Genomic DNA, 25,516 nt, shown 5'->3' with positions numbered 1-25,516 from the left:
GCCCCTTCGCGAGCAGGCTCGCTCCCACATTTGAAATGCGATCCCCTGTGGGAGCGAGCCTGCTCGCGATGGCGGCATTCCAGGCGATAAAATTTTAGATTGACCAAGGAGAACGATCGTTCTACTGTTCGTCACATGAACAAATTAACCAGCAACGACACACGCGACATCATTCTGGATGTCACCGAAAAGTTGATCTACAAAAGTGGCATCGCGGCCACCGGCATGGACCTTCTGGTGAAAACCGCTGGCGTCTCCAGAAAAAGTATTTACCGCTACTTCGCCAACAAGGAAGAACTGACTGTCGCGGCCCTGCAACGCCGCGATGTGCGCTGGATGCACTGGTACAAGAACGCCGTCGATCAGGCTGAAACACCCGCCGACCGGCTGCTCAACCTGTTTACCGTGCTCAAGGGCTGGTTCACCTCGGAAGGCTTCCGCGGTTGCGCCTTCATCAACACCAGCGGCGAAACCGGCGACCCGCAAGACCCGGTTCGCCTGGTCGCCAAAGAACACAAACAAAAGCTGCTCGACTACGTGCGCGAGCTCTGCACCGAACATGGCGCTACCGACCCGGACACGCTGGCCAAACAGCTGCTGATCCTGATCGACGGTGCCATTACCGTGGCGCTTGTCATGGGTGATCACAGTGCTGCCGATAATGCGCAATGCATGGCGCGAAAGTTATTGGACTTGTAACACTTCATATAAGCCCGACAACGTGTTTGAACTTTAATTTTACTGGGAGACTATACATGTCTAACGCTGAAGTTCGTCCTCCATTACCGCCCTTCACCCGTGAATCGGCCATCGAAAAAGTTCGCTTGGCCGAAGACGGCTGGAACTCTCGCGACCCGGAACGCGTGTCGCTGGCTTACACCCTGGACACCAAATGGCGTAACCGCGCCGAGTTCGCAAACAACCGTGAAGAAGCCAAAGGTTTCCTGACCCGCAAATGGGCCAAGGAACTGGATTATCGCTTGATCAAGGAACTCTGGGCCTTCACCGGCAACCGAATCGCTGTGCGTTATGCCTATGAATGGCACGACGACTCGGGCAACTGGTTCCGCTCCTACGGCAACGAAAACTGGGAGTTCGACGAGAACGGACTAATGGCCAATCGGTTTGCCAGCATCAACGACCTGCCGATCAAGGAAAGCGAGCGCAAATACCACTGGCCGCTGGGGCGCCGGCCGGATGATCACCCAGGGCTGTCTGACCTCGGTCTATAGGATCCTGTAGGAGCCGGGCTTGCCCGCGATGGCGGTACCACATTCAACACTTCAGTTGCTTGTGACATCGCCATCGCGGGCAAGCCCGGCTCCTACAGGGATTCGGGTGAGGCATAGATCCAATGTGGGATCCAGACGGGTCGCCGCAGAAGTCGGATCTAGGTAAGATACCGGCCCTTCCCCGCAGCCCTTTCCTGCACCCCGCCGAATAAGCCGATTCCATGCCTTTCGAACTCAGCGTTGACCTCACCACTTTGGCCATTCTGGCCGTTGTTGCCTTTATTGCCGGTTTCATCGACGCGATTGCCGGGGGTGGCGGTCTGCTGACCACCCCGGCACTGCTGACCGCCGGCCTGCCGCCGCATCTGGTGCTGGGCACCAACAAGTTGAGTTCGACCTTCGGCTCGGCCACCGCCAGTTTTACCTTCTACCGTCGCAAGCTGTTCCATCCCCGGCAGTGGGTGCACGCCATCGTCGGCACACTGATCGGCGCATTAACCGGCGCCGTGGTCGCGCATTACTTGCCGGCCGAGTGGCTGAACAAAATGCTCCCGGTGATCGTCTTCGCCTGCGGCGTGTATCTGTTGTTCGGCGGCACACCCAAGGCACCGCTGGACAGCGATGCACCGATCAAGAAAAAGTGGCAATCGACCCAAGGTTTCAGCCTCGGTTTCTACGACGGCGTGGCCGGTCCCGGCACGGGTGCGTTCTGGACCGTCAGCAGCCTGCTGATGTACCCCATCGATCTGGTGAAGGCCAGCGGCGTGGCGCGCAGCATGAACTTCGTCAGCAACATTGCGGCGCTGTCGGTGTTTGTGTTTTCCGGGCAGGTGGACTGGATCATCGGCCTGAGCATGGGCCTGTCGGTGATGGTCGGTGCGTTCTTCGGGGCTCGCACCGCCATCAGTGGCGGCGCGAAGTTCATTCGACCGGTGTTCATCACCGTGGTGCTGGGCTTGACCGTACGCTTAGCCTGGCAGCACTGGTTCAGCGTGGCCTAAGCGCCGCGCCACATAGACATCAATCAGGTAACGGGCAATCGAGCGCGATGCCGGCAACGGCGGCAGCGCGTGAACGTTGAACCACTGGGCGTCTTCGATTTCGTCTTCCTGACAGACAATCTCGCCACCGGCGTACTCGGCATGGAAACCCAGCATCATCGAATGCGGGAACGGCCAGCACTGGCTGCCCAGATACTGGATGTTCTTGACCTCGATCTGCACTTCCTCGCGAACCTCGCGAATCAGGCAGTCCTCTGCCGACTCACCCGGTTCGGCAAACCCGGCCAGCGTGCTGTAGACCCCACTGACGAAACGCGGCGAACGGGCCAGCAACACTTCATCGCCACGGGTCACCAGCACGATCATGCTCGGCGAAATGCGCGGGTAATAGCGCAAATCACACGGTTCGCAGTACATCGCCCGCTCACGCGGAACTTGCGTTGCCGCCTGACCGCAGTTGCCACAAAAGCGATGCTCACGGTACCAGGTGCCAATCTGCGCGGCGTAACCAAGCACCTTGTACACCGTGTGATCGCCTTCAAGCATGAACGCCCGCAGACCTTTCCAGTTGCAACCCGCAACGTCGCTGGAACTGCGCAGTTCCAGCAGATAGACCGCCTCTCCGTCCAGATGGCCAATGCCATGCTCGGCGAGAATCGACAGGTCCTGACGCTTGAGCCATTCGCGCGGAAACAGTGCGCCATTGTCATCGAACAGGAAGCCTTCCGGGCTGCGGGCCACGGCCCAGCCGCCGGGTTGATCAGTGTCCAGTACTGCGGTGGTCCAGCGTGAAGTCATTTTTAATCAATCCAGAAATTCGGGTTTCTGTTTGCTCATATGGGCAGCCATGGCCACGCGCAAGTCAGTGGATTGCAGCATGGCGGCGTTCCAGGTGGCGACGTATTCGAGGCCGTCATCGATGCGATGGTCGCGCATGTAACTGATCATCTCTTTGGTACCGGTGACCGCAATCGGTGACTTGCTGGCGATTTGCCAGGCAATGCTCATGACGCCATCCAGCAGGCTGGCGCTGTCGCTGTAGACGCGATTGACCAGGCCGATGTTGCGCGCTTCGTCGGCGCCAAAGGTGCGACCAGTGTAAGCCAGTTCACGCAGCATGCCGTCACCGATGATGCGCGGCAAGCGTTGCAACGTACCGACGTCGGCCGCCATGCCGATGTCGATTTCCTTGATGGAGAATTGCGCGTCTTCGGCGGCGTAACGCATGTCACACGCGGCGATCAGATCAATCGCCCCACCCAGGCAATAGCCCTGAATCGCGGCCAGTACCGGTTTTCGGCAATTATCGACAGCGTTGAAGGAGGCTTGCAGGGCGAGGATCTTGCGGCGCAGCAGGCGCGCGTTGCGACCGACATCCTTGCCCAGTTCATTGGCTACGCCGGCCAGCATCATCAGGTCGATGCCGGAGGAGAAATGCTTGCCGGCGCCGCTGAGGACTACCACGCGAACTTCGTCGGTGTCGTCGACCCACTGGAAAATCTCGATGATCTCGCTCCAGAACGCGGCGTTCATCGAGTTGATCTTTTCCGGGCGGTTGATCTGCACATGGGCGATGTTGTCGGCGAGTTCGACGGTGAACGCAGTGTACTGAGACATGCAGTGATCCTTTTACCGGGCAAAAAATGAGGCCCGGACTATAACAAGGCATGGGTGGGGGGAGTAAGGCAGTGGTTCGGCCAAAAACGGGACTCGGCAGAGTTTTGTGGTGCCTGGGTCGGCCCTTTCGCGAGCAGGCTCGCTCCTACAGGGGATTTGTGTGGGAGCGAGCCTGCTCGCGAAGGCCACACCGCCGATTTAACCGCCCTTCACCCCACAAACGCCAACGAAGGCACCGGGATAATAATGCTGTCGAACATAGCGCCAGGGTTTGCGTTTTCCTTGCAAAAATCGCCAGATAGAAATGAATAATTGTTCTCACTGCGGTGTTCTTATTACATGACCCAAAACGATCGTGGTTTTAACCGAAACCCGTAACCCTTGGAGCCTTGCCCATGAACGCGCGCTTTGTTGTTTTCACCGCCCCGCTGCTGCTTGCCGGTTGTCTGACGGCTGCGCTGACCAGTTCGCTGGCCGTGGCCCATGGCGACGATGACGCGCCCGCCAAACCCAACTGCCCTAAAGGTCAGGTCTTCGACTCCAGATCGCAAAAATGCCTCAAACAAACCAGCAGTCTGGTGCCGGACGACGACCGCACCAATTACGCCTATCGTCTGGCCAAGGACGGTCGTTACGAAGAAGCCTTGGCCCTGCTCGATACGCTAAAAGAACCAAATACTGCCAAAGCCTTGAACTATCGCGGTTACGCCACGCGTAAACTGGGGCGCACCGACGAAGGCATCGGTTACTACCTGCAATCGGTCAAACTCGACCCGCGGTATGCGAAAGTACGCGAATACCTCGGCGAAGCGTATGTGATCAAAGGACGGCTGGACCTGGCTCAAGAACAGTTGCAGCACATCAAATCGATCTGCGGCAGCACCTGCGAGGAATACCAGGACCTGGCCGAAGCCATTAACGATTCATCGAAAACCTGACACCTAGTACAGACGGAGGTCGCCATCGCCAGCGATCAAACAATCAGGGCCGAACTGGGCCAGCATTTAGCGCGTTTGTGGCGCTATGGCTTGTTGTTGTCCCGGCAACGACATGTGGCCGAAGACCTGGTGCAGTCGACCTGCGTGCGGGCGCTTGAACGTGCCGGGCAGTTTGACCCCGAGACGCGCATGGACCGCTGGCTGCTGAGCATTCTGCATTCGATCTGGCTCAACGAAGTACGCTCCCGACGGGTACGCCAGGGTCAGGGATTGGTGGATGCCGAAAGCCAGTTGTCGTTTGACGGCGAGCACGCGGCGCAAACCCATGTGCGCGCGGCTCAAGTGATCCGGCGAGTGGACGCGTTGCCCGAAACCCAACGCGAAACGGTGTACCTGGCGTACGTCGAAGGTTTGTCGTACCGCGAAGTCGCCGAGGTGCTGCAAGTGCCTATTGGCACGGTCATGAGCCGGCTGGCCGCTGCACGGGTAAAACTGGCCGAATATCCACCGCTGCATGCCGTACCGAACCCTTTCACGGGAGAACGTCGATGAACGATCGCGCCACACCCTCAGACGAGCAACTCGTGGCCTATCTCGACGACCAACTCGATGTCGAACAACGCACTCGCATCGACACGGCCCTCGCCGAAGACTCGACGCTCAACCTGCGCCTGCAATGGCTGGCCCGCAGCAGCCTGCCGTTCAAGGAGGCTTATGCCGAAATGGGCCAACAGGCGCCCCGGGACCGATTGCAGCTCATGCTCGACAGATTACCGTCCCCTGAGCGCCCGTCGATGAATCGCCGCTGGTTTCTCGCGGCCGCGGCCAGTCTGGTGGTCGGCAGCGTGGTGGCGGACCGTTTGTTCCTCAGTTGGCAATCGAGCCAACAAAAGCCCAATTGGCGCGGGCTGGTGGCGGATTACATGTCGCTCTACGTGCCCGAAACCCTGGAGCACTTACCCAGCGATGAATCCACGCAAAGGGCGCAACTGCAAGTCATCGACACGCGCCTGGGCCTGAACCTGTCGCCGGCAAAACTGCTACTGCCACGGTCCGAATTCCGGCGCGCTCAAATCCTTGAATACGAGGGTGTGCCCATTGCGCAGATAACCTACCTCGACCCGGTGCATGGCCCGATTGCGCTGTGTGCGACCCGCTCCAACAGCGGCAGTCGACACTTCGCCCGCGAACGCCGGCATGGCATGAACGTCGTGTACTGGGCAGACATGGAACACGCCTGGATGCTGATCGGACACAACCCGGCGTCGGAGCTGGAGGACATGGCGAAATTGTTGCGAACCCGGTTTAGCACGTAGCCTGTAGCAGCTGCCGAGCCCGCGAGGCTGCGTTCGAGGACGTAGTCCTCGCGAATCGGGGTTGTGTGGTTTTTCTGAAATAACCGGTTGCCTGATTTTACGAGGACTGTGTCCTCGAACGCAGCCTCGCGGGCTCGGCAGCTGCTACAAAGAAGGCGTCAGGTTTGAGTGGGCAACCACAAACGGAACCGTGCGCCGCCCAGAGGCGACGGTTCGACTGTCAGTGTGCCACCTTGCGCTTCCAGCGCCCGACGGCTGATCGCCAGTCCCAGGCCAAAACCACCCGTCGCTCGATCCCGACTGCGATCCAGCCGATAAAACGGTTCGAAGATCCGCTCCCGCTCATCATCCGGAATGCCGATCCCATCGTCATCCACCCATATCTCACAGCCCTTCGCGCACACTTGCACACTAATCTGAATGCGTTTTTCGCAATAGCGCATGGCATTGCGCAGCAGGTTTTGAATCGCGCGGGCGGTCAGGCGCGGGTCAAGCGTGAAGCGTTCGAGTTGGCCGTGAAGCCGCACGTCCATCACGACGTGCGGCGACTCCAGTTCTTCATCAACGCTCCCCAGGATGCTGTCGATAAACTCATCCAGCGACACTTCAATCTGTTCCGGCAACTGTGCCGGGTTTTGCAGGCGGCTGTAGGACAGCAACTCCAGGACCAACTCATCGAGTTCGCGGATGTGCGCGACCAACGCTTGCAAGCGCTCGCGGCTGGCCGTGGGCAAATCGTCGGACAGTGCCAGGGCCAGGCCGAAGTCCAGACGGGTCAGCGGCGTGCGCAGTTCGTGGGACACCGCATTGAGCAAGTCGCGCTGCTGGTTCAGCAGGTTTTCGATGTCGCCGGCCATGGTGTCGAAGACGTTGGCCAGGCTGCCGATGTTGGAGTGTCGGGAAATCTGCGTGCGCTCGCTCAAGAGGCCTTTGCCGAAACGTTCGGCGGTGCGCTTGAGGCGTTCCAGATCGCGCCAGTGTGGGCGCAGCCACAGCAGCAGGCACGCGAGCATGGTCGCACCGATCAGCACGTTGATGCTCCAGTACAACAGGCTGACGTCCATTGGGTCCGGCGGCACAACCATTTGTACGACCAATTGCTCGTTCAGCGGCGCCACGGCCAGGGTGCGCCAGCCCCAGTCGCCGATGCGCACCACGTTCTCGCCTCGCTGCAGGCTTTCGCGCTCGAACAGGGTGAAATCGGGATCGTCATTGCGCGTCAACACGATGTGTAGCGGGGCGAAATCCTTGTCCATCTCGACCGCCATTGCCGGCCATTGCGCTTCGGGCACGGCGTGGAATTGTTTGACGATGAGGGTTTGCAAGCCGCGCGAATAGTCGAGGTTGTAGGTGACGAAGCGCTCATGGAAAACCTTGATCACCAGGTCTGGCACCAGATAAATCGCCGCGCTGAACGAAACGATGGTCACCAGGTACAGGCGAAACAGAATCCTGAACATCGTCTCAGCATTCCCACTCTGAACGGCTGAACAGGTAACCCTTGCCCCACACGGTCTTGATCTTGCGCGCCTCGCCCGCGTTGTCGTCGAATTTGCGCCGCAACTTGGAAATCGCCACATCCACCGAGCGGTCGGTGCCGTTGAACTCGATGCCGCGCAGGCGTTGCAGGATCTGGTCGCGGCTCAGCACTTCGCCGGCATGACGAGCCAGCACCACTAAAAGGTTGTACTCGCCGCTGGACAGCTCGACCAGTTGCTCGCGCCAGGTCACGGTGCGCTCGGACAGGTCGATGCACAGGTTGCCCATGAGGATACGGTCGTTGACGGCCTGCAGCTCGCCAAGGCTGCTGCGGCGCAACAGCGTGCGTACGCGGGCCAGCAAAACACGGGGCTCGCAGGGCTTGGTGACGTAATCATCGGCGCCCATTTCCAGGCCCAGGACTTGATCGTGGCTGTCGTCGCGGGCGGTGAGCATCAGGATCGGCAGCGTGGCCGAATCTGCGCGCAGCAAGCGGCAGACTTGCAGACCGTCGAGGCCCGGCAGCATCAGGTCGAGGATCACCAGGTCCGGGGGATTGACCCGCGCGCGCTCACGCACGTGGTCGCCACGGCTGATCACGCTGACTGAATAGCCGTTGCGTTCCAGGTAGCTGGCGATCAGTTCGGAGAGCGCGGTGTCGTCTTCGACCAAGAGGATGTTGGGCATGGGTGTTTCCAGAAAGTGCAGTGGCGACTGATAGTCCGCTTTCGCCGGCAAGCCGGTCTCGCTCCCACAAGGGATTTGGTGTGAACACAGATTCTGTGAACAGCCCCAATCACCTGTGGGAGCGAGACCGGCTTGCCGGCGAAAGCGGCCTGACCGTCGCAAAAAGTTTCAAGCTGCGAAGGATATACGCCCTCACCCCCGCCTGAGCAAAACCCTTACACAATTTCACACAGCACCAACAAAGCTTCACCGCTACCCTCGTCGGCTCCCCGTAGGATGCGGGGGGTCAATATTGGGGTATTTCCATGTCAAAGAATCTGCTTGCCGCGTTCGGCCTGCTTGCACTGGTGCTGACGCTGAGCGCCTGTGACAAGTCCTCCAACGCCGAAGAACAGGCACCGCTGGCCACCGTGCGTATCGAAACCATCGAAGCCCGGCCTCTGTCGATCACCAGCGAACTCAGCGGGCGGATTGCTGCGCCACGGATGGCCGAAGTCCGCGCCCGTGTCGCCGGCGTCGTGCTGCAACGCACCTTCAATGAAGGCAGCGATGTGAAAAAAGGCGACGTGCTGTTCCGTATCGATCCGGCCCCGTTCAAGGCTGACCTGGACAGCGCCGAAGCCGCGTTGCGCAAAGCCGAGGCCAATGCGTTCCAGGCCCGTCTGCAAGAGCAGCGTTATGCCCAGTTGATCGAAGGCAACGCCATCAGCGGCCAGGATTACGACAACGCCCGTGCCAACGTGCGGCAAACCGCAGCGGATGTCGCCGCCAACAAAGCGGCCGTGGAGCGGGCGAAACTCAACCTCGGTTACGCCACGGTCACCGCGCCGATTTCCGGGCGCGTCGGCCGTGCACTGGTGACCGAAGGCGCGCTGGTCGGGCAGAACGAAACCACGCCACTGGCGCTGATTCAGCAGCTCAACCCCATTCATGCCGACCTGACCCAGTCGACCCGCGAACTCAACGACCTGCGCCGGGCCTTCCGCTCCGGCCAGTTGCAGCAAGTCGGTCAGGGTCAAGCCAAAGCCACGTTGATCCAGGACGACGGCAGCCTCTACCCGCTACCGGGCAAGCTGCTGTTCACCGACATTACCGTGGACCCCGGCACTGGCCAGATCATCCTGCGCAGCGAGTTCCCCAACCCGGACCTCGACTTGCTACCCGGCAGTTTCGTCCGTGTACGCCTCGAGCAAGCGGTGAACCAGCAAGGCATCAGCGTGCCGCAACGGGCGATCCAGCGTGACAGCGCCGGTATTGCGCAAGTGTTGCTGCTCGACGCCGAGGAGCGCGTTGGCTTGCAACCGGTTGAACTGGGCGCGGTGCAGGACGATCGCTGGATCGTCACCGGCGGTCTCAAGCCTGGCGACCGCATTGTCATCGAAGGCCTGCAACACGCACGCCCCGGTGAGCAGGTCCAGATCGACAGTACCCCTCTTCCACTTGCCCAGGTTTCTGGTCAGTAAGCAGGACGCTTTTTTATGCCGCAGTTCTTTATTGATCGCCCGGTATTTGCCTGGGTGGTTGCCTTGTTCATCCTGCTGGCCGGCGCACTGGCCATTCCGCAGTTACCGGTGGCGCAGTACCCCGACGTCGCGCCGCCGCAAATCGAAATTTACGCCGTGTACCCTGGCGCTTCGGCGCAGACCGTGGACGAGAGCGTGGTCAGCCTGATCGAGGAAGAACTCAACGGTGCCGATCATTTGCTGTACTTCGAGTCGCAAAGCAGCCTTGGCAGCGCCACCATCAAGGCCACGTTCCAACCGGGCACTGACCCGGAAATGGCTCAGGTCGATGTGCAAAACCGCCTCAAGGTGGTGGAGTCGCGGCTGCCGCAAGCGGTCATTCAGCAAGGCCTGCAAGTAGAAAAAGTCTCCGCCGGCTTCCTGCTATTGGTCACCCTCACCTCCAGCGACGGCAAGCTCGACGACGTGGCGCTCAGCGATTACCTGGCGCGCAACGTGATGAACGAGATCAAGCGCCTGGACGGCGTCGGCAAGGCGCAGTTGTATGGTGCCGAACGGGCCATGCGCATCTGGATCGACCCGCAGAAGCTGATCGGTTTCAACCTGACCCCGGCCGACGTCAACGCGGCCATTGTCGCGCAAAACGCCCAGGTGTCCGCTGGCAGCATCGGCGACCTGCCGACCCGCACCACACAGGAAATCACCGCGACCATTTTGGTGAAGGGCCAGTTGTCGACGCCGCAAGAATTTGCTGACATCGTCCTCAAGGCCAGCCCCGATGGCTCTACCGTGCGCATCGGCGATGTCGCACGGGTCGAGATCGGCAGCCAGGAATACAATTTCTCTACCCGCCTGAACGGCAAACCGTCGACCGCTGTCAGCGTGCAACTGGCGCCGGGGGCCAATGCCCTGAGCACCGCCACGCTGGTGCGCGCGAAGATGGACGAACTGTCGCTCTACTTCCCGGCCGGCGTGGAATACAAGATCCCTTACGACACCTCGCCCTTCGTCAAGGTCTCGATCACCAAAGTGGTTTACACCCTTGGCGAGGCGATGCTGTTGGTGTTTGCGGTGATGTTTCTGTTCCTGCAAAACATCCGATATACGCTGATCCCGACGCTGGTGGTGCCGGTGGCGCTGATGGGTACGTTCGCGACCATGTTGGCGCTGGGGTTCTCGATCAACGTGCTGACCATGTTCGGTATGGTACTGGCCATCGGTATTCTGGTGGACGACGCCATTGTGGTGGTGGAGAACGTCGAGCGCATCATGGCCACCGAAGGCCTGTCGCCCAAGGAGGCGACGCGCAAGGCCATGAAGCAGATCACCGGAGCGATCATCGGCATCACGCTGGTACTGGTGGCGGTGTTTATTCCGATGGCGTTCATGCAAGGTTCGGTCGGGGTGATTTACCGGCAGTTCTCGTTGTCCATGGCCACCTCGATCCTGTTCTCCGCGTTTCTTGCGCTGACGTTGACCCCGGCGTTGTGCGCGACACTGCTGAAGCCGATTGCCAAGGGTGAGCATCACGAGAAAAGCGGTTTTTTCGGCTGGTTCAATCGGGGTTTTGACCGTTTGACCGAACGCTATCAAGGCTGGGTCGCCTTCGCACTGAAACGCAGCGGGCGTTACCTGCTGATCTATGGCGTGCTGCTGATCGGTCTGGCTGTGTGTTTCAGTCGCCTACCCTCCTCGTTCCTGCCGGTCGAGGACCAGGGTTACACCATCACCGACATTCAACTGCCACCGGGCGCGAGCAAGAACCGGACAGTACAGGTGGTTGAGCAGATTGAAGCGCACAACGCCACGGAACCGGGCATTGGCGACAGCACCATCATTCTTGGCTTCAGTTTTTCCGGCAGCGGGCAGAACGCTGCGCTGGCTTTTGCCACACTCAAGGACTGGTCTGAACGCGACAGTGACGATTCAGCGAGTTCGATTGCCGACCGGGCCAACGCCGCGCTGAGTCAGATCAAGGACGCCGTGGTTTTCTCCGTTCTGCCACCGCCGGTTGACGGCCTCGGCACTTCCAGCGGGTTCGAGTTCCGCTTGCAGGACCGTGGCGGCCTCGGCCATGCCACGCTGATGCAGGCACGCAGTGAACTGCTCGCCGCTGCCGAGAAAAGCCCGATCCTGATGAACGTGCGTGAAAGTGCTTTGGCCGAAGCGCCGCAAGTGCAACTGGAAGTCGACCGCAAGCAAGCCAATGCGCTGGGCGTGTCCTTTGCCGACATCGGTAATGCGCTGTCCACCGCCGTCGGTTCGGCTTACATCAACGACTTTCCCAATCAGGGGCGCATGCAGCGGGTGGTGGTGCAGGCCGAAGGCGATCAACGCAGCCAGGTGGCCGATCTGTTGAAGATGCACGTGCGCAACAACGCCGGAAAAATGGTGCCCTTGTCGGCTTTCGTCCAGGCCAAATGGACCCAGGGCCCGGCGCAACTGACCCGCTACAACGGTTACCCCGCCATCGCCATTTCCGGCGAACCGTCACCGGGCCACAGTACCGGCGAAGCCATGGCGGAAATCGAGCGACTGGTTGCACTGGGCCCGGCGGGATTGGGTCAGGAATGGACCGGGTTGTCTTTGCAGGAACGCTTGTCCGGCAGTCAGGCGCCGATTCTGCTCGGGCTGTCGTTGCTGATCGTGTTCCTGTGCCTGGCGGCGCTGTATGAGAGCTGGTCGATTCCGACCTCGGTGCTGCTGGTGGTGCCGCTGGGTGTGCTCGGCGCGGTATTGGCCGTGACCCTTCGCGGGATGCCCAACGACGTGTTCTTCAAGGTCGGGCTGATCACCATCATCGGCCTGTCGGCGAAGAACGCGATCCTGATCATTGAATTCGCCAAGAGCCTGTATGACGAAGGTCATGATCTGATCGATGCAACACTGCAAGCCGCGCGCTTGCGACTGCGGCCGATTGTGATGACGTCGCTGGCGTTTATCCTCGGCGTGGTGCCATTGGCAATTGCCACCGGGGCCAGCTCGGCGAGTCAGCAAGCGATTGGTACGGGGGTGATTGGCGGGATGATCACGGCGACGCTGGCGGTGGTGTTTGTGCCGGTGTTTTTTGTGGTGGTGATGAAGTTGGTGCGCAAGCGCCATAAAACCACCTGACCAACAACATTTCCCCTGTCGGAGCGGCGGTGCGGCGATCCGACTTGCCCGCGAAGAGGCCATAACATTCAACATCACTGTTGGCTGTTATACCGCCATCGCGAGCAGGCTCGCTCCCACAGTGTTTTGCATCGGCTTCAGGGTTGTGGTCACAACCGACTGCACTGGGCTAAGGTATTTGCAAAGCCCTGACGCATCGAGCCTCCATGCCCTTCCTCGCCCGCACCCACCCTCGCCTGTCTGCCGCCACCATCCTGGGGGTGGCGACAAGCATTCTGGTGCCTGCCGATACAGTCGTTGGTAAAATTCTCGTCGGCTGGAATGTCGGGGTCTGGACTTATTTGATCCTGATGCTGTGGCTCGCAGTCCGCGCCAAGGCGCCAGATGTGAAGCGCATCGCCGAGATCGAAGACGAAAACGCCGGGCTGGTCCTGTTGGTGGTGTGCATCGCAGCGCTTGCCAGCCTGGCCACCATCACCTACGAACTGGCTGGCAGCACAGACCTGGACACCACTCGCAAGTGGCTGCATTACGGATTTACCGCACTAAGCGTCATCGGTTCGTGGCTGCTGATCGGGGTGATTTTCAGCGTGCACTACGCCCGTTTGTTTTACACGTGGGACGGCAAAGACTTGGCGTTACGCTTTGCGGAGGGGCTGGACAACCCTGATTACTGGGACTTCCTGTACTTCTCGTTCACCATCGGCGTCGCGGTGCAGACCTCGGATGTCAGCGTGGCAACGCGGGAGATGCGCAAAATTGTGCTGGCGCAGTCGCTGATCGGCTTTGTGTTCAATACGGCGATTCTCGGGTTTTCGATCAACATCGCTGCGGGGCTTTTCTGATGATTGATTTCGAAGCGCGATAGCAGACCATTCCTTTATACCTGTCATCTTTGACAGTTTCGCAGCGATTGCGCCTGGCATAGTTTTGGGCAGGCAGGAAACCTTTTCCTGCCGGATCCATTAGCCAAGGAGCAACATCATGCTTTCTACTAAACCTGATGAGTCGAAACATTCAACAACCGGTACGTTTACTGCCAGTACCGATGTCGATGGCCATTTCGTTGGCGATCCCCTGGAAATGCAGTTTTACAAAGACCAGGACAAAGGCCTTTGGTATTTGGGGGCAACTCAACGGCCTGCCTCCCAGCCACACGCGTTCAAAGGCATTGACCTGTATGTACCAGGCGACATTCCCGGGGACGGCCAAACCAGCACCTATCAGATGAAAGCATCTGATCTGGCTACAGCAAGGTATTGGCGTTACGTAGACGGCGGCCATAGCCCGTATACGTCGGTTGAAGGAACGCTCACGGTGGCTTATTTCGCTATCGAGCAAAGAATGAAAGGCTCTTTCCGTTGCACTGCGAGTTTCGGAAGTGAAACCATCACTATCACCGATGCGAACTTTGACTTGACTGGCATCACGAATGCTAAACATATCCTCCCGCGGACTAAACAAGGTCAACTCACCGCGACCTTGACAGGTGGTATCAGCCAGAAATTCGTGTCTGATTCCATAAATGTCAAACACGTCAATCAAGAACTGGCACTCACTGCGGATCAGTCCGTTTGGGAACCGCTCCCACCCAGGCAGCACCGTATCACCCTCTTCATCAAGGACGGCGTAAAAGCAGGGCGGTACAGTTTCGCCGAGGACAAAGCACTTATCCGCGCCGCTTACGTCACACCCAATCAGTCTTCCGAGGTTTTTACAGCGATCAGTGGGGAGCTGTACCTCGCATCCGACCCTACCGACAAGCATCTTGAAGGCCGTCTTTCGTTCGACACCGAAGGCGTAGGCGATCCCGATAAAAAGGTTTCCGTAAAAGAAGGCACGTTTCGTTGGCTTGTTTAACTATCCATCGGTGCCATCCCTTGATAGACCCGCTGCTGGCATGGTGTCGAAATCTCAATCGGTCCATGGGGTTACTCCTGGCATGTTCTGTGTGGCTAAGTGTATGGTTCGGCTAATAAAAGGGTTATGCCGCTACTTAAACTGCAATACAAAACACACTGGCACGCCGCTGTAAACTGTCATGTTTGACAGTTTACAGCGGCGTCCAATAAGCGCTTTTATACGCTATCCCGGAATCTGCCTTTAATAGCGGGATATCTATTGTCATGACTGTGGAGAACGCATAAATGAAGATGAATACACCAACAACCAGGCAGGCAGTAATGGCCGGGACCTGTGTCGGAACGATTAACACTAGTGACGTGTATGAAGCAGGTCTGGTTGAGCTATACGAGCGCACCTACCCACCTCTTCATAATGACGCTTACGTCATGTTTGCCCGGCAGCGCACCACGACACCGCCTCACACGACAAAGGAAATCACGCTGTCCTTTTCCAAGGAACAGCCCAACGGCACCTACGACGCGGCATCAAATTCACACATTGTCCGCATCACTTTTGCTGACTATAGCGTCCCGGACAAACCGGTTATTTACACCCAAAACGGGGGAACGGCCGAATTGAAATACGATGTCACCACCGGTGTTTTTTCCGGAACACTAACGAGCGTTGTTGTTGAAAACCACGACGATGACGTGGACAAAACACTAACATTAGACATGACGTTTTCAGCTAACAAGAATACTGCAATGTCCAGTCGTTCTCGCACACGATCCATCGCTGCGTAGACTTTTCAAACAACCAGGATAAAAAAAAGGAAGCCGAAGCTTCCTTTTTTATTTCATCAGCAAACTGGATTATTTAAAACTCATATTGAACGCCAACGCTTCCCCCGTAAGGCTGCTCGAAATTTTTACCGTTGCTGTAGTCGAAGTCAACATGCATATGTAATTTTTTGGTCACAGCCACAGCAACCCCTGTACCTAGCTCGGCACGAGAACCGGACAAATCATTATTAAACACGTTGTTGTTAACCTGAACCTCATTGTTTTTGGAAAACTCGTGAGCCCATGCTGCCCGCAGGTAGGGCTGAATCATAGCGCCATTCTTCAACTCGATATTTCGCCCAGCGGTCACGCCGACCTTACCGATAAAGGAACGGGTACGATCACCTTCGGCCTGTAAATCGTTATCCAGGGAATAGTTCTTGCCTTCAATGACCACCGCAGACCATTGGGTGAAGGGTTCAAGGAAGTTTCCGTTGGCGAAGGTTATATGTTTCCCGACCTCCACCGAACCACCCAGCCCCGTATTGTCATAGTCGCCTTTGGCTCGGGTGCCATCGCTCAAACTGACTTTCGCTTCATTGCGAAAACGATTGACCTTCAGGACACCGTCGAAATAGAGACCGGTTACTGGATCAATCCAGGTCAAATAGGTACCCAGATAGTAGCTCTGCACATCTCCCGAGGTGCCGGCGTCCAGGTTCAGGTCGGATTTGCTTTGCCCCGCCATCACGCCTATCAGCCAATGACCGTCCCCGATGGGTAACGGTGCGTCTGCGCCCAATGTGAAACCTTGCTGGGTTTGCTGATAACCGACACCCGAGCCATCGGCGATATTGTACTTGTTGCCATACGTACGACCCCAAGCGCCCGCGCTACCACTTCTGTATCGCAGTTCCCCCATGCGGGAGCGTAAAGATGTCAGCTCGCCTAACCAAACCGTTGAGGCGGTATTGAAGAGTGCGAGCACCGAGCGCGCGCCCGGGCTGACCGTCCGGGTAGTCGGATCGAGGATCCAGTCATTACCACTTTTCGCCAGCCCATAGGAAAAGGCCCCCAGGTCGACTGCACCATTGAACAAAGAGAATCGGGCATCACCACCGGCGGTTTCGACCACACGAATAGGCTGGCCAGCTGCCGGGTCCACACCGCTGCTGGAAATCAGCAACTCATGGTTCCCACTGGCATTTCCCGACACAACCAGCCGATCGGTCTGCCCGGTGGCGAAATCTGTGCCCATCACAAACCGGCCATCGCCCGAGAGGTTGGTGACATTCAATTGATAGAACGCGTTATCCGCACCGAAAACAACAGAACCGCCATTATTGAGAATCAGATTTTCAACCTGGCTGTTATCCACCAACACCCATTTGGATCTGTCGTTAATGGTTGCACTGGCCACGTTTTCCAATCGACCTGTTAACACCGAATCATTTTGCAGCGTCAGCCGAGTCGTACTGTTCTGGTCAGACACGATATTGCCGGACAAGGTGCTGCCATTGACCACCATGGTTGTGTCGGCACCGCCTCTTACATCCAGCAAGGTGTCGTTTCCTGCAATTAACCGTGAGTTGTTAAGCGTGATGGCAGCTGTGGACGTAGAGGCATTGGCGAAATCCACCAGAATTGCCGGACCGCTTGTTCCCTGGACAGTCGTGTTTGTAAGGTTGAGTACAGCGGGTTGGACCTCATTTGGGTCAAGTCCGATGAGTACACCGTTTTGCCCACCGACAATGGTGCTGTTGGTCGCGTTTGCGTGCCCACTCTGCAACTGCAACCCATAACTGGTCGCGCCGGTCCCCTGAATGGTGGAATCGGTGACATCAAGTGTACTGAAAGCACTGACCAACGCGCCGCCCAATACGCCGCTGATGGTGCTGTTACCGGTCACGACAGCGGTTGAGCCCGTCTGAGTGGCAGAGTTTCTAACGACCTGCAACCCGAGTCGGTTACCGTTAACCGTGCTGTTATCGATTACAGCATTACTATTGCTCAACAGCACCGCGGCAAGACCGCCAACACCCGTTACGGTTGCGCCTTTCAAGTTGACGCTCGAGCCATTATTGGCAGAAATCTGTTGCGTGACACCGCCGGGATTTACGTTAAGTGTTGAATTATTAGAGGTGATGCCTAATGTTTTGGCATTGACCGTCAGCGTGGCATTTTGGCTCAGGGACCAGGTTTCCGGTGTGCCGCCATTGACTGTTTCGTTTCCTCCAACGACAGGCGCCGCCGTTGAAAACGAAGTAAACAGTGCCAATAACGAAGGGCACAGTAATACTCGCCGCGACGGTTGCTTGAGAATGGATGAAGATTTGCCTCGCATAATTTACACCTACCTTGATATAGCACTTGGCTGGCGCACTCGAACACGAGCAAGCCTGCTTTTTGAGGGTCGCTAGGCTATCTGGACGCTGCACAAAGTTCTGTAGGATTAATCCTTTTTTTTACGCGGGTAAAATCGCTCCACATGTAGGCTAAGTACAGATTAGTATTACGGTATAATAATGCGGCAGGCGTTATAGCCTGCCGCATTGTTGTAACACCAAGATTTCAGGGTAAAGGGTCCACCTCTTCGCAATACTGCAACTCACTGTTTGTTAAAAATACGCGATGGGTCGCAGGTAGAGATTCTGGTGTATCAGCACCTCCGTCGCGGGTAATGGAATAGGTAAGCACTCCATCCACACCATGCAATGGTCTGAAGTGGGTCAAATAAGTACCTATTTCAATAACTACGCCTTCATCAGGAAACTCGCCATCTATGTCATGCGTAGCGGTAGTTTCAATGGGTGTCGGGGGGGTATCGGAGGTTTCTCCTTTCCACGTCAACGTAATGGTTTCTTTATCCACAGTGAATTTGTTTTTAGAAATACGTACTTGCAGGTTTCGCCTGGAGTTACCGTCCCCTCCAGATCCAAAGTTCAAGGTAGAACAGCCAATAAGCTTTGCCGGCCCTGCCAACTTTAATACTTCAGGCTTGGCCATTTCGATTGGGAATTCTTCAACAATGATATCTTTTGTACGAGAGCGGGTTGGGTTATTACCGGTTACTGTAAACAACACATAGCGTAAAACCTTGGTTCCGCTTTGCTGAGCAAGCACAGTCTGCCATGGAAGGTCGACGCTCAGCGTTGTGCCTTCCTGGTCCGTCGTTAACGGAATGGTCGCGCCAACCTTGATATCATCATAAAAAACATCTATCAGCCACCCTTCCTCTGTAGGGGGGGTTGCGAAGAGTTTAATCGAGACCTTGATGCCGTTATCACCATAATCCTCTTCCAATATTTCATCATCATTGCCTTTTGTGGTTTTAAGCGTCGGAGGATCAAGGCCAATCAGAATCGGATCAGGACCAATATATGAAATATCAACTTTTATATTTTTAAAATTCGTGGCAATTTCGCCTTTGCCAGTGCGAAACATTTTATAGCTAACTTTCGTTGTCTCCTCCCCATCGGTGTTGCCATAATCACTTTTTATATCATCGTACGGAATAGTAAAGGTCAGCTCCGTGCTAGTCCCGACCTCTTGCTCTGGACTAATTTGTTGTTCGCCCCAATAGATAACAATAGAGTCTTTAGGCGCACTAGGCTTGGGCACCTGAACTACGACTGTTGTCATTTGGCTGTCGGCGAGATCAATTAAATCATCGCCACCAACACCATTCGCCAGGGGAATAACTGGCGGAAGTACCGTCGATGGATCAATTCCCGGCAAAAACACAACATTCCGCGTGCTGGCATTTGATCTTTTGCCTTTGTTACCAGCAAGATCGGTCACTACATAGACAAGCGAATTACTACCCTCATCCCCGTTCCGGAATACATCAGTGGGGATCTTCACTTCAAGGGATACGGGCAATACTCCCTCAAACACTGGCTCATCACGCTCCGTATCAGGCGCTACCCCCCAGAAAAATTTCACCCTGTCTGTTGCATGGTAATTACCGTAAGTAGCCGCTTTGACGGGGACTCCATCTTGATACTTGGCGAGAGAATCCTCATCGATCGGGACAGTCGGCCCCAGATCTGCAGGCCACGTAGGCGCGGCTGGCGTTAGGTTTGTGCCTGAAACTTTTATTTTATATGGAGCAGTTTTATCCACCGCGAAAGTGGTGATAAGCGAATCCCCATTATTCGTGCCGCCAGCCCAATAAACATACTGCAACTCATATTCGGTTGGGGGTTCTTCCTTAGTTTCTTCTATTAGAAAACCTACCGGAATTAAAAGTGGTAATGGCCATTGCCGACCAGAAATATCGTCATCAAGCGCTATAAACTCCTGAAGCTCAACCCAATCAGGAGCATCCTTCACACGGATAAACAGCTGTATGAGGTCTCCTGCAGCTTCAGCCGTTGGCTTTGGAATGGTGTACTCCAACGGCGCTACCAAATGTTCTATTGGTATCCGTAAATCAGGCAACAGCGTTTGTTGTGTAATGGTAGACGCTGGTGGGGGATCCGCAAGCAAACCTTCAACTCTGGAATTTTGTTGTCGCAGGAATGCTGCTCGTGTCCGATTGCCAAGTTCAACCTTTGCGTTCATTTATATAATCTCCTTCTATCAGCATCGATAGCGCAACGAACCAGGCAATGAGCCGTCGACTCCGTGCGCAACTATTCACTCTACTTCGACATTCACTTATGCTTGCGTGAACCAGGTCCACATAGACCATTACCCGCTATAACCCTGTCTACTCTCACCAGCCCTGGAATCGACTGCCCTAGCTTTTTGCTGCCGCGATACATGATGTAATTGACTACGGCGGAAGCGTTATTCTCCATAGGCTTTATATGCACATCATAGGGCTCAACCAGCACCACAAACCCTTCCTTGACATCTTGATCACTTATAGCAACGCGCTTGATTTTTTTATAAGCCCGCCGAAACTGGATACTGCTACCATTCAGGCTCGCATAAGCACGCCATACAATTTCACACCGATCTCCCACTTCAAACCCCTTGAGCGGTGGAATTTTTACTTTAATTCCATCCCACATTGGCGGATCAGTCTGGCAATTGATATATCCCCAACCGTTCGCGTCGGGAAAACCGACCTCAGGAAGGTCCTTAATGATTGGCGAATGATCGACGGTCAGTGTTCGATGAAAAGACTTGGCCGGATTATCAGCGGTATTAAGTTGTTCATACCACAAATTACCGGGGCCGTTAATTTTCAAATACTCCGGCCCGATATGGATAATGAACTCTGGCTTTATATCTGGCGGATAATAAGTATTTTCAATCTTTACTTGGGGCTGGCCAGGTTGTTCAAAAAAAACACGCAGGATGTCCCGTTCTCCGTCCTCTTTGGCGGGGTTATCCCAAAGCGGAACAACTACATCAATCCCCAGGGCCAGTAACTCAAAAGGGATGTGTCCCGCCGGATCAACGTCAGGATCGGCGACGCCAATTACTTTCGGCGGATCGTAAGTAAGCGGTTGGCGGGAAGGCATCTAACAAATCCTCATCGGGCCGTAGCGCATTGTTCGTCGGGTAGGTGTCATGGGTTAAGTAAATTAAGCGCCGCGTGAGCAAGGCTGGCTACTGTCATATCTGACAGGTGAAGCCACCGTTCGTCGGAACACGCCCTCATCTCCCTACATTTGCGACTTGACGCATCCGTGGGAATGTTGTTTTCTGAAACCGGTTTCACAACCACCACCAATAATAAGGTTCAACCACCGTGACAGACTTCTCCGCCGCCCAGCGCAGCCGCGTCACCATGCTCGACGTCGCCGAACACGCCGGCGTCTCCAAGGCCAGCGTTTCGCGCTTCATCGGCGACGACCGCGCCCTGCTCTCCGATGCCACTGCCCTTCGCATCGAGCAGTCAATTGCCGAACTCGGCTATCGCCCGAACCAGATGGCCCGCGGTCTGAAACGCGGGCGTACCCGCCTGATCGGCATGCTGGTGGCCGATATCCGTAACCCTTATTCGATTGCCGTAATGCACGGGGTGGAAACCGCTTGCCGTCAACACGGCTACAGCCTGGTGGTGTGCAACACCGACCGCGATGACGAGCAGGAACGTCAGCACCTGGCGTTGCTGCGCTCATACAACATCGAAGGTTTGATCGTGAACACCCTGGGTCATCACCGCGACGAGCTGCGCGTGCTGCACCGCGAAATGCCGATGGTGCTGGTGGATCGCAAGGTCGAACAGTTGGAGAGCGACCTGGTCGGGCTGGACAACCCGGCGGCGGTGGATATGGCGCTGGCCCATTTGCAGGAACGCGGTTATCGCGATGTGCTGATGGTGACCGAACCGCTTGACGGCACCAGCGCGCGGATCGAGCGGGTGAGCAGTTTCAAGGCGCAGATCGCGCAGCGCCCGGCATTCAAAGGTGCGGTGATCGAGACGGGCAGTGAGCTGACCACGCAGTTGAAAACATTCTTGAACACTCCCGGCCCGGGCCCGAAAGCCTTGTTCTGTGCCAATGGCATTGCCGCGCTGGCCAGCACTCATTCGCTGCGTGAATTGCAATGCAATCTGTTTGCGGACGTGGGGCTGATCGCATTGGATGATCTGGATTGGTATCCGTTGGTGGGCAGCGGGATTACCGCGCTTGCTCAGCCGACGGAAGACATTGGTGCGAGCGCGTTTGAGTGTTTGCTCAAGCGGTTGCGCGGGGATGTCGGGGCGGTGCGGACCCTGGATTTTTCGGCGCGGTTGATTGTGCGGGGGTCGACCCTTGGGAATCTTCAGTGAATTTTACGGCCTCTTCGCGGGCAAGTCGAATCGTCGCACCGCCGCTCCTACAGTTGAATGCATAACAATGTAGGAGCGGGCTTGCCCGCGAAGAGGCCCTGAAGAACACCACATCATTCAGCTAGCCATTTTTTTGAACAAAAATGAAACCGGTTTCAGAGGTATAAAACAATGAATAAACCACCCGTTTCCATCAGCCTGTCCAGCTACGGCGCGGACCTCGTGCGCCAACGCGGCCAAGGCAGTTTTATCGACATATTGGCCGCTGCCGGTGCCACGCAAATTGAATGGCGCGAAGAGTTGCTGACGGATGAAAACCCGCTGCAACTGGCTGACGACAGCCGATCCCAAGATCTGGAATGCATCTACTCCGCCCCGATGGAACTGTGGCTGGCCGGTCAGTCCAAACCCAATCCCGAACTGTTCACCACGCTTGAGCGTGCCCAAACGTTCGGCGCCAAATGGCTGAAAGTGTCCCTGGGTTACTTCACCGACAACAATGATCTGCAGGCATTGAGCCGCGTCCTTGCTCAGAGCCCGGTGCAGTTGCTGGTGGAAAACGACCAGACCTTGCACGGCGGCCGAATCGAACCGTTTCAACGCTTCTTCGGCGAGGTCGAGCAACAACGGTTGCCAATCAAAATGACCTTCGACATCGGCAACTGGCAATGGCAAGACCAGTCCGCCGCCAGCGCCGCACGGCTGCTCGGTCGGCATGTCGGTTACGTGCACTGCAAAGCGGTGACACGCCGTGCCGACGGCAAGCTGGTCGCGATCGCGCCGACGCCCAGCGACGTGCAACTGTGGGAACAACTGTTGCGCCACATGACCCAAGGCGTTATGCGGGCGGCGGAATACCCGCTGCAAGGCGATGACCTGGTGCAATTGACCCGCGAGCACGTCGCCACCCTCGCCCACCTTGGTCAACACCGGTTGGAGAGTGCGCATGTCTGAGTTCGATATCCTGTCGTTCGGCGAGACCATGGCGATGTTTGTCGCCGAGCAAAGCGGTGATCTGGCCGACGTCGGCCAGTTCCACAAACGTATTGCCGGGGCGGACAGCAACGTAGCGATTGGCCTTTCACGACTTGGATTCAACGTGGCGTGGTTGAGCCGGGTGGGCGCCGATTCGTTGGGGCGGTTTGTCGTAGACACGCTGCGCAAAGAAGGTCTGGATTGCAGCCATATCGCCATCGACCCGGCGCACCCGACCGGGTTTCAGCTCAAGTCCCGCACTGACGATGGCAGCGATCCGGCGGTTGAATATTTCCGTCGCGGTTCGGCGGCCAGTCATTTGTCGGTGCAGTCGATTACCCCGCAACTTCTCAATGCCCGGCACTTGCACGCCACCGGCATTCCGCCAGCGTTGTCTGCGTCTGCTCGGGAGATGTCTGTCGAACTGATGACGCGCATGCGCCATGCCGGGCGCAGTGTGTCGTTCGACCCGAACCTGCGCCCAAGTCTATGGGCCAGCGAGCGGTTGATGATCACCGAGGTAAACCGCCTCGCCGCCCTCGCCCATTGGGTGCTGCCGGGGTTGAGTGAAGGTCGCTTGCTGACCGGTTTTGAAGACCCGGCGGATATTGCGGCGTTTTACCTTGATCTCGGTGCTGAAGCGGTGGCGATCAAGCTGGGCCCGCAGGGCGCGTATTACCGCACACCTGTAGATCAGGGATTTGTCGCCGGTGTGCCGGTGGCAACCGTGGTCGATACGGTCGGCGCTGGTGATGGTTTTGCCGTCGGCATGATCAGCGCGCTGCTGGAAAACCAAACCGTTGCCGATGCGGTGCGGCGGGCCAACTGGATTGGTAGCCGTGCGGTGCGGAGTCGGGGGGATATGGAGGGTTTGCCGACCCGGTTCGAAATGTCCGCTGAATTTGAGGGCGTCAATCGCCAGCAAGCTCTGCTCCTACAGGACCTGTAGGAGCTTGCAGTCACTAAAGATTTAAACCGTTACCTGCTGCGACAAAAACAACAAGCTCAGGAGCACCATCATGAAAACAGCTTCACTCCCCACCCGCCGCTGGTGGTACATCATGCCCATCGTGTTCATCACCTATAGCCTGGCGTATCTAGATCGCGCCAACTACGGGTTCGCCGCTGCCTCGGGCATGGCCGCCGACCTGATGATCACGCCCGGCCTGTCGTCGATGCTCGGCGCGCTGTTCTTTCTCGGTTACTTTTTCTTTCAGGTGCCGGGCGCGATTTATGCGCAGAAGCACAGCGTCAAGAAGCTGATTTTCGTCAGCCTGATTCTCTGGGGCGGCCTCGCGACGCTGACCGGGATCGTCTCCAACGCCTACTGGCTAATCGTCATCCGCTTCATGCTCGGCGTGGTCGAAGCCGCGGTCATGCCGGCGATGCTGATCTATCTGTGTCACTGGTTTACCCGTGCCGAACGCTCGCGCGCCAACACCTTCCTGATCCTCGGCAACCCGGTGACCATGCTCTGGATGTCGGTGGTGTCGGGTTATCTGGTGCAGCATTTCAGCTGGCGCTGGATGTTCATCATCGAAGGGTTGCCGGCGGTACTCTGGGCGTTTATCTGGTGGCGGCTGGCCGATGACCGTCCGGCACAAGCCACGTGGCTCAGCGATCAAGAGAAGCAGGACCTGGAAAGCGCCCTCGCCGCCGAACAGGTCGGCATCAAAGCGGTGAAGAACTACGCCGAAGCCTTTCGCTCGCCGAAAGTGATCATCCTCGCCTTGCAGTTTTTCTGCTGGAGCATTGGGGTTTACGGTTTCGTGTTGTGGCTGCCGTCGATCCTCAAGGCCGGCGCGCAGATGGACATGATCGAGGCGGGTTGGCTGTCGGCGTTGCCGTATCTGGCCGCCGTGATTGGCATGCTGCTGGTGTCCTGGGGCTCGGACAAATTGCAGAAGCGCAAACGCTTCGTCTGGCCGCCGCTGCTGATCGCCTCCATCGCGTTCTACGGCTCTTACGCGTTGGGCGCCGAACATTTCTGGTGGTCCTACACCCTGCTGGTGATTGCCGGCGCCTGCATGTATGCGCCTTACGGGCCGTTTTTCGCGATCATCCCGGAGATTCTTCCGGCCAATGTCGCCGGGGGCGCCATGGCGCTAATCAACAGCATGGGCGCGCTGGGTTCGTTTGGCGGCTCATATCTGGTGGGCTACTTGAACAGCAGCACCGGATCGCCGGGCGCTTCGTATTTGCTGATGAGCGGCGCGTTGATGCTCTCGGTAGTGCTGACGATTTTCCTCAAGCCCGGTGCCAGTGACCGGGTTGTGGAAAAGGCAGCTGCGCAACGTCCAGCGACTGCTCACCCTTGAATTGAAATTGAGAACA

At 57.0% G+C, this 25,516-nt stretch carries 22 protein-coding genes; 15 read left to right on the top strand and 7 right to left on the bottom strand.

The window, feature by feature from the left end:
- Nucleotides 1–135: 135 nt before the first annotated feature.
- From KGB06_RS07905 to KGB06_RS07895, 3 genes are all read left to right on the top strand, one after another.
- On the top strand, nucleotides 136–699 hold the full coding sequence (locus KGB06_RS07905) for a TetR/AcrR family transcriptional regulator (RefSeq protein WP_223513585.1): 564 nt from the start codon (nucleotides 136–138) through the stop codon (nucleotides 697–699).
- A 56-nt stretch (nucleotides 700–755) separates the two neighbouring features.
- A complete protein-coding gene (locus tag KGB06_RS07900; RefSeq protein ID WP_223513584.1) occupies nucleotides 756–1,232 on the top strand; it encodes a DUF1348 family protein in 477 nt (158 codons plus the stop codon).
- A 221-nt stretch (nucleotides 1,233–1,453) separates the two neighbouring features.
- On the top strand, nucleotides 1,454–2,233 hold the full coding sequence (locus tag KGB06_RS07895; protein WP_223513583.1) for a TSUP family transporter: 780 nt from the start codon (nucleotides 1,454–1,456) through the stop codon (nucleotides 2,231–2,233).
- Here KGB06_RS07895 and nudC read toward each other — a convergent pair.
- Together nudC and KGB06_RS07885 are read right to left on the bottom strand one after the other, a co-directional pair.
- Nucleotides 2,201–3,031: an NAD(+) diphosphatase gene (nudC, locus tag KGB06_RS07890; RefSeq protein WP_223513582.1), complete on the bottom strand. Its 831-nt coding sequence runs from the start codon at nucleotides 3,029–3,031 to the stop codon at nucleotides 2,201–2,203. The two genes, KGB06_RS07895 and nudC, sit on opposite strands and share 33 nt — an antisense overlap.
- Before the next feature lie 6 nt (nucleotides 3,032–3,037).
- On the bottom strand, nucleotides 3,038–3,850 hold the full coding sequence (locus tag KGB06_RS07885; RefSeq protein WP_223513580.1) for a crotonase/enoyl-CoA hydratase family protein: 813 nt from the start codon (nucleotides 3,848–3,850) through the stop codon (nucleotides 3,038–3,040).
- Nucleotides 3,851–4,245: 395 nt separating this feature from the next.
- Between KGB06_RS07885 and KGB06_RS07880 the strand changes: the two genes are divergently transcribed.
- The 3 genes from KGB06_RS07880 to KGB06_RS07870 are packed head-to-tail and all read left to right on the top strand — an operon-like array spanning nucleotide 4,246 to nucleotide 6,104.
- Nucleotides 4,246–4,788 (top strand): tetratricopeptide repeat protein, encoded by a 543-nt coding sequence (locus KGB06_RS07880; protein ID WP_223513578.1) that lies wholly within the window; start codon nucleotides 4,246–4,248, stop codon nucleotides 4,786–4,788.
- A 54-nt stretch (nucleotides 4,789–4,842) separates the two neighbouring features.
- Entirely contained in the window at nucleotides 4,843–5,340 is a 498-nt protein-coding gene (locus KGB06_RS07875; RefSeq protein ID WP_223513891.1) for an RNA polymerase sigma factor, read from the top strand.
- The gene (locus tag KGB06_RS07870; RefSeq protein WP_223513577.1) at nucleotides 5,337–6,104 is read left to right on the top strand and encodes an anti-sigma factor family protein; all 768 of its coding nucleotides are present in this window, start codon (nucleotides 5,337–5,339) and stop codon (nucleotides 6,102–6,104) included. Before KGB06_RS07875 ends, KGB06_RS07870 begins: the two co-directional genes overlap by 4 nt.
- A gap of 158 nt (nucleotides 6,105–6,262) precedes the next feature.
- Here the strand turns inward: KGB06_RS07870 and KGB06_RS07865 are convergent, their stop codons facing one another.
- On the bottom strand, nucleotides 6,263–7,564 hold the full coding sequence (locus KGB06_RS07865) for an ATP-binding protein (protein WP_223513575.1): 1,302 nt from the start codon (nucleotides 7,562–7,564) through the stop codon (nucleotides 6,263–6,265).
- Nucleotides 7,565–7,568: 4 nt separating this feature from the next.
- Complete coding sequence (locus KGB06_RS07860) at nucleotides 7,569–8,270, bottom strand: response regulator transcription factor (protein WP_223513572.1); 702 nt, start codon at nucleotides 8,268–8,270, stop codon at nucleotides 7,569–7,571.
- A 305-nt stretch (nucleotides 8,271–8,575) separates the two neighbouring features.
- On the opposite strand from KGB06_RS07860, the gene KGB06_RS07855 reads away from it, so the two are divergent.
- From KGB06_RS07855 to KGB06_RS07835, 5 genes are all read left to right on the top strand, one after another.
- On the top strand, nucleotides 8,576–9,733 hold the full coding sequence (locus KGB06_RS07855) for an efflux RND transporter periplasmic adaptor subunit (protein ID WP_223513569.1): 1,158 nt from the start codon (nucleotides 8,576–8,578) through the stop codon (nucleotides 9,731–9,733).
- 15 nt (nucleotides 9,734–9,748) lie between these two features.
- Nucleotides 9,749–12,847, top strand: coding sequence for an efflux RND transporter permease subunit (locus KGB06_RS07850; RefSeq protein WP_223513566.1), 3,099 nt, complete (start codon nucleotides 9,749–9,751; stop codon nucleotides 12,845–12,847).
- Nucleotides 12,848–13,053: 206 nt separating this feature from the next.
- Complete coding sequence (locus KGB06_RS07845; RefSeq protein ID WP_223513551.1) at nucleotides 13,054–13,692, top strand: DUF1345 domain-containing protein; 639 nt, start codon at nucleotides 13,054–13,056, stop codon at nucleotides 13,690–13,692.
- Nucleotides 13,693–13,831: 139 nt separating this feature from the next.
- Nucleotides 13,832–14,707: a hypothetical protein gene (locus KGB06_RS07840; RefSeq protein ID WP_223513549.1), complete on the top strand. Its 876-nt coding sequence runs from the start codon at nucleotides 13,832–13,834 to the stop codon at nucleotides 14,705–14,707.
- A 287-nt stretch (nucleotides 14,708–14,994) separates the two neighbouring features.
- A complete protein-coding gene (locus KGB06_RS07835; protein WP_223513546.1) occupies nucleotides 14,995–15,495 on the top strand; it encodes a hypothetical protein in 501 nt (166 codons plus the stop codon).
- A gap of 73 nt (nucleotides 15,496–15,568) precedes the next feature.
- Here KGB06_RS07835 and KGB06_RS07830 read toward each other — a convergent pair whose 3' ends face one another.
- From KGB06_RS07830 to KGB06_RS07820, 3 genes are all read right to left on the bottom strand, one after another.
- The gene (locus KGB06_RS07830; RefSeq protein ID WP_223513543.1) at nucleotides 15,569–17,818 is read right to left on the bottom strand and encodes an autotransporter outer membrane beta-barrel domain-containing protein; all 2,250 of its coding nucleotides are present in this window, start codon (nucleotides 17,816–17,818) and stop codon (nucleotides 15,569–15,571) included.
- 227 nt (nucleotides 17,819–18,045) lie between these two features.
- On the bottom strand, nucleotides 18,046–20,040 hold the full coding sequence (locus tag KGB06_RS07825) for a hypothetical protein (RefSeq protein ID WP_223513540.1): 1,995 nt from the start codon (nucleotides 20,038–20,040) through the stop codon (nucleotides 18,046–18,048).
- A gap of 92 nt (nucleotides 20,041–20,132) precedes the next feature.
- The gene (locus tag KGB06_RS07820; RefSeq protein WP_223513537.1) at nucleotides 20,133–20,951 is read right to left on the bottom strand and encodes a hypothetical protein; all 819 of its coding nucleotides are present in this window, start codon (nucleotides 20,949–20,951) and stop codon (nucleotides 20,133–20,135) included.
- A gap of 230 nt (nucleotides 20,952–21,181) precedes the next feature.
- On the opposite strand from KGB06_RS07820, the gene KGB06_RS07815 reads away from it, so the two are divergent.
- From KGB06_RS07815 to KGB06_RS07800, 4 genes are all read left to right on the top strand, one after another.
- The gene (locus KGB06_RS07815) at nucleotides 21,182–22,207 is read left to right on the top strand and encodes a LacI family DNA-binding transcriptional regulator (protein ID WP_223513535.1); all 1,026 of its coding nucleotides are present in this window, start codon (nucleotides 21,182–21,184) and stop codon (nucleotides 22,205–22,207) included.
- A 171-nt stretch (nucleotides 22,208–22,378) separates the two neighbouring features.
- On the top strand, nucleotides 22,379–23,161 hold the full coding sequence (locus KGB06_RS07810) for a sugar phosphate isomerase/epimerase family protein (protein ID WP_223513532.1): 783 nt from the start codon (nucleotides 22,379–22,381) through the stop codon (nucleotides 23,159–23,161).
- Entirely contained in the window at nucleotides 23,154–24,131 is a 978-nt protein-coding gene (locus KGB06_RS07805; RefSeq protein ID WP_223513529.1) for a sugar kinase, read from the top strand. Before KGB06_RS07810 ends, KGB06_RS07805 begins: the two co-directional genes overlap by 8 nt.
- 70 nt (nucleotides 24,132–24,201) lie before the next feature.
- Entirely contained in the window at nucleotides 24,202–25,500 is a 1,299-nt protein-coding gene (locus KGB06_RS07800; RefSeq protein ID WP_223513526.1) for an MFS transporter, read from the top strand.
- Nucleotides 25,501–25,516 lie beyond the last annotated feature (16 nt).

The organism is Pseudomonas sp. GL-B-19, from assembly GCF_019956415.1.
Lineage (GTDB): Bacteria > Pseudomonadota > Gammaproteobacteria > Pseudomonadales > Pseudomonadaceae > Aquipseudomonas.
The sequence above is the reverse complement of the archived record's forward strand: the minus strand, read 5'-3'. Positions and strand labels throughout refer to the sequence as shown.

Coding starts and splice junctions, on each gene's coding strand:
- KGB06_RS07905 (WP_223513585.1), top strand. CDS start 136: ATGAACAAATTAACCAGCAACGACACACGCGACATCATTCTGGATGTC.
- KGB06_RS07900 (WP_223513584.1), top strand. CDS start 756: ATGTCTAACGCTGAAGTTCGTCCTCCATTACCGCCCTTCACCCGTGAA.
- KGB06_RS07895 (WP_223513583.1), top strand. CDS start 1,454: ATGCCTTTCGAACTCAGCGTTGACCTCACCACTTTGGCCATTCTGGCC.
- nudC (WP_223513582.1), bottom strand. CDS start 3,031: ATGACTTCACGCTGGACCACCGCAGTACTGGACACTGATCAACCCGGC.
- KGB06_RS07885 (WP_223513580.1), bottom strand. CDS start 3,850: ATGTCTCAGTACACTGCGTTCACCGTCGAACTCGCCGACAACATCGCC.
- KGB06_RS07880 (WP_223513578.1), top strand. CDS start 4,246: ATGAACGCGCGCTTTGTTGTTTTCACCGCCCCGCTGCTGCTTGCCGGT.
- KGB06_RS07870 (WP_223513577.1), top strand. CDS start 5,337: ATGAACGATCGCGCCACACCCTCAGACGAGCAACTCGTGGCCTATCTC.
- KGB06_RS07865 (WP_223513575.1), bottom strand. CDS start 7,564: ATGTTCAGGATTCTGTTTCGCCTGTACCTGGTGACCATCGTTTCGTTC.
- KGB06_RS07860 (WP_223513572.1), bottom strand. CDS start 8,270: ATGCCCAACATCCTCTTGGTCGAAGACGACACCGCGCTCTCCGAACTG.
- KGB06_RS07855 (WP_223513569.1), top strand. CDS start 8,576: ATGTCAAAGAATCTGCTTGCCGCGTTCGGCCTGCTTGCACTGGTGCTG.
- KGB06_RS07850 (WP_223513566.1), top strand. CDS start 9,749: ATGCCGCAGTTCTTTATTGATCGCCCGGTATTTGCCTGGGTGGTTGCC.
- KGB06_RS07845 (WP_223513551.1), top strand. CDS start 13,054: ATGCCCTTCCTCGCCCGCACCCACCCTCGCCTGTCTGCCGCCACCATC.
- KGB06_RS07840 (WP_223513549.1), top strand. CDS start 13,832: ATGCTTTCTACTAAACCTGATGAGTCGAAACATTCAACAACCGGTACG.
- KGB06_RS07835 (WP_223513546.1), top strand. CDS start 14,995: ATGAAGATGAATACACCAACAACCAGGCAGGCAGTAATGGCCGGGACC.
- KGB06_RS07830 (WP_223513543.1), bottom strand. CDS start 17,818: ATGCGAGGCAAATCTTCATCCATTCTCAAGCAACCGTCGCGGCGAGTA.
- KGB06_RS07825 (WP_223513540.1), bottom strand. CDS start 20,040: ATGAACGCAAAGGTTGAACTTGGCAATCGGACACGAGCAGCATTCCTG.
- KGB06_RS07820 (WP_223513537.1), bottom strand. CDS start 20,951: ATGCCTTCCCGCCAACCGCTTACTTACGATCCGCCGAAAGTAATTGGC.
- KGB06_RS07810 (WP_223513532.1), top strand. CDS start 22,379: ATGAATAAACCACCCGTTTCCATCAGCCTGTCCAGCTACGGCGCGGAC.
- KGB06_RS07805 (WP_223513529.1), top strand. CDS start 23,154: ATGTCTGAGTTCGATATCCTGTCGTTCGGCGAGACCATGGCGATGTTT.
- KGB06_RS07800 (WP_223513526.1), top strand. CDS start 24,202: ATGAAAACAGCTTCACTCCCCACCCGCCGCTGGTGGTACATCATGCCC.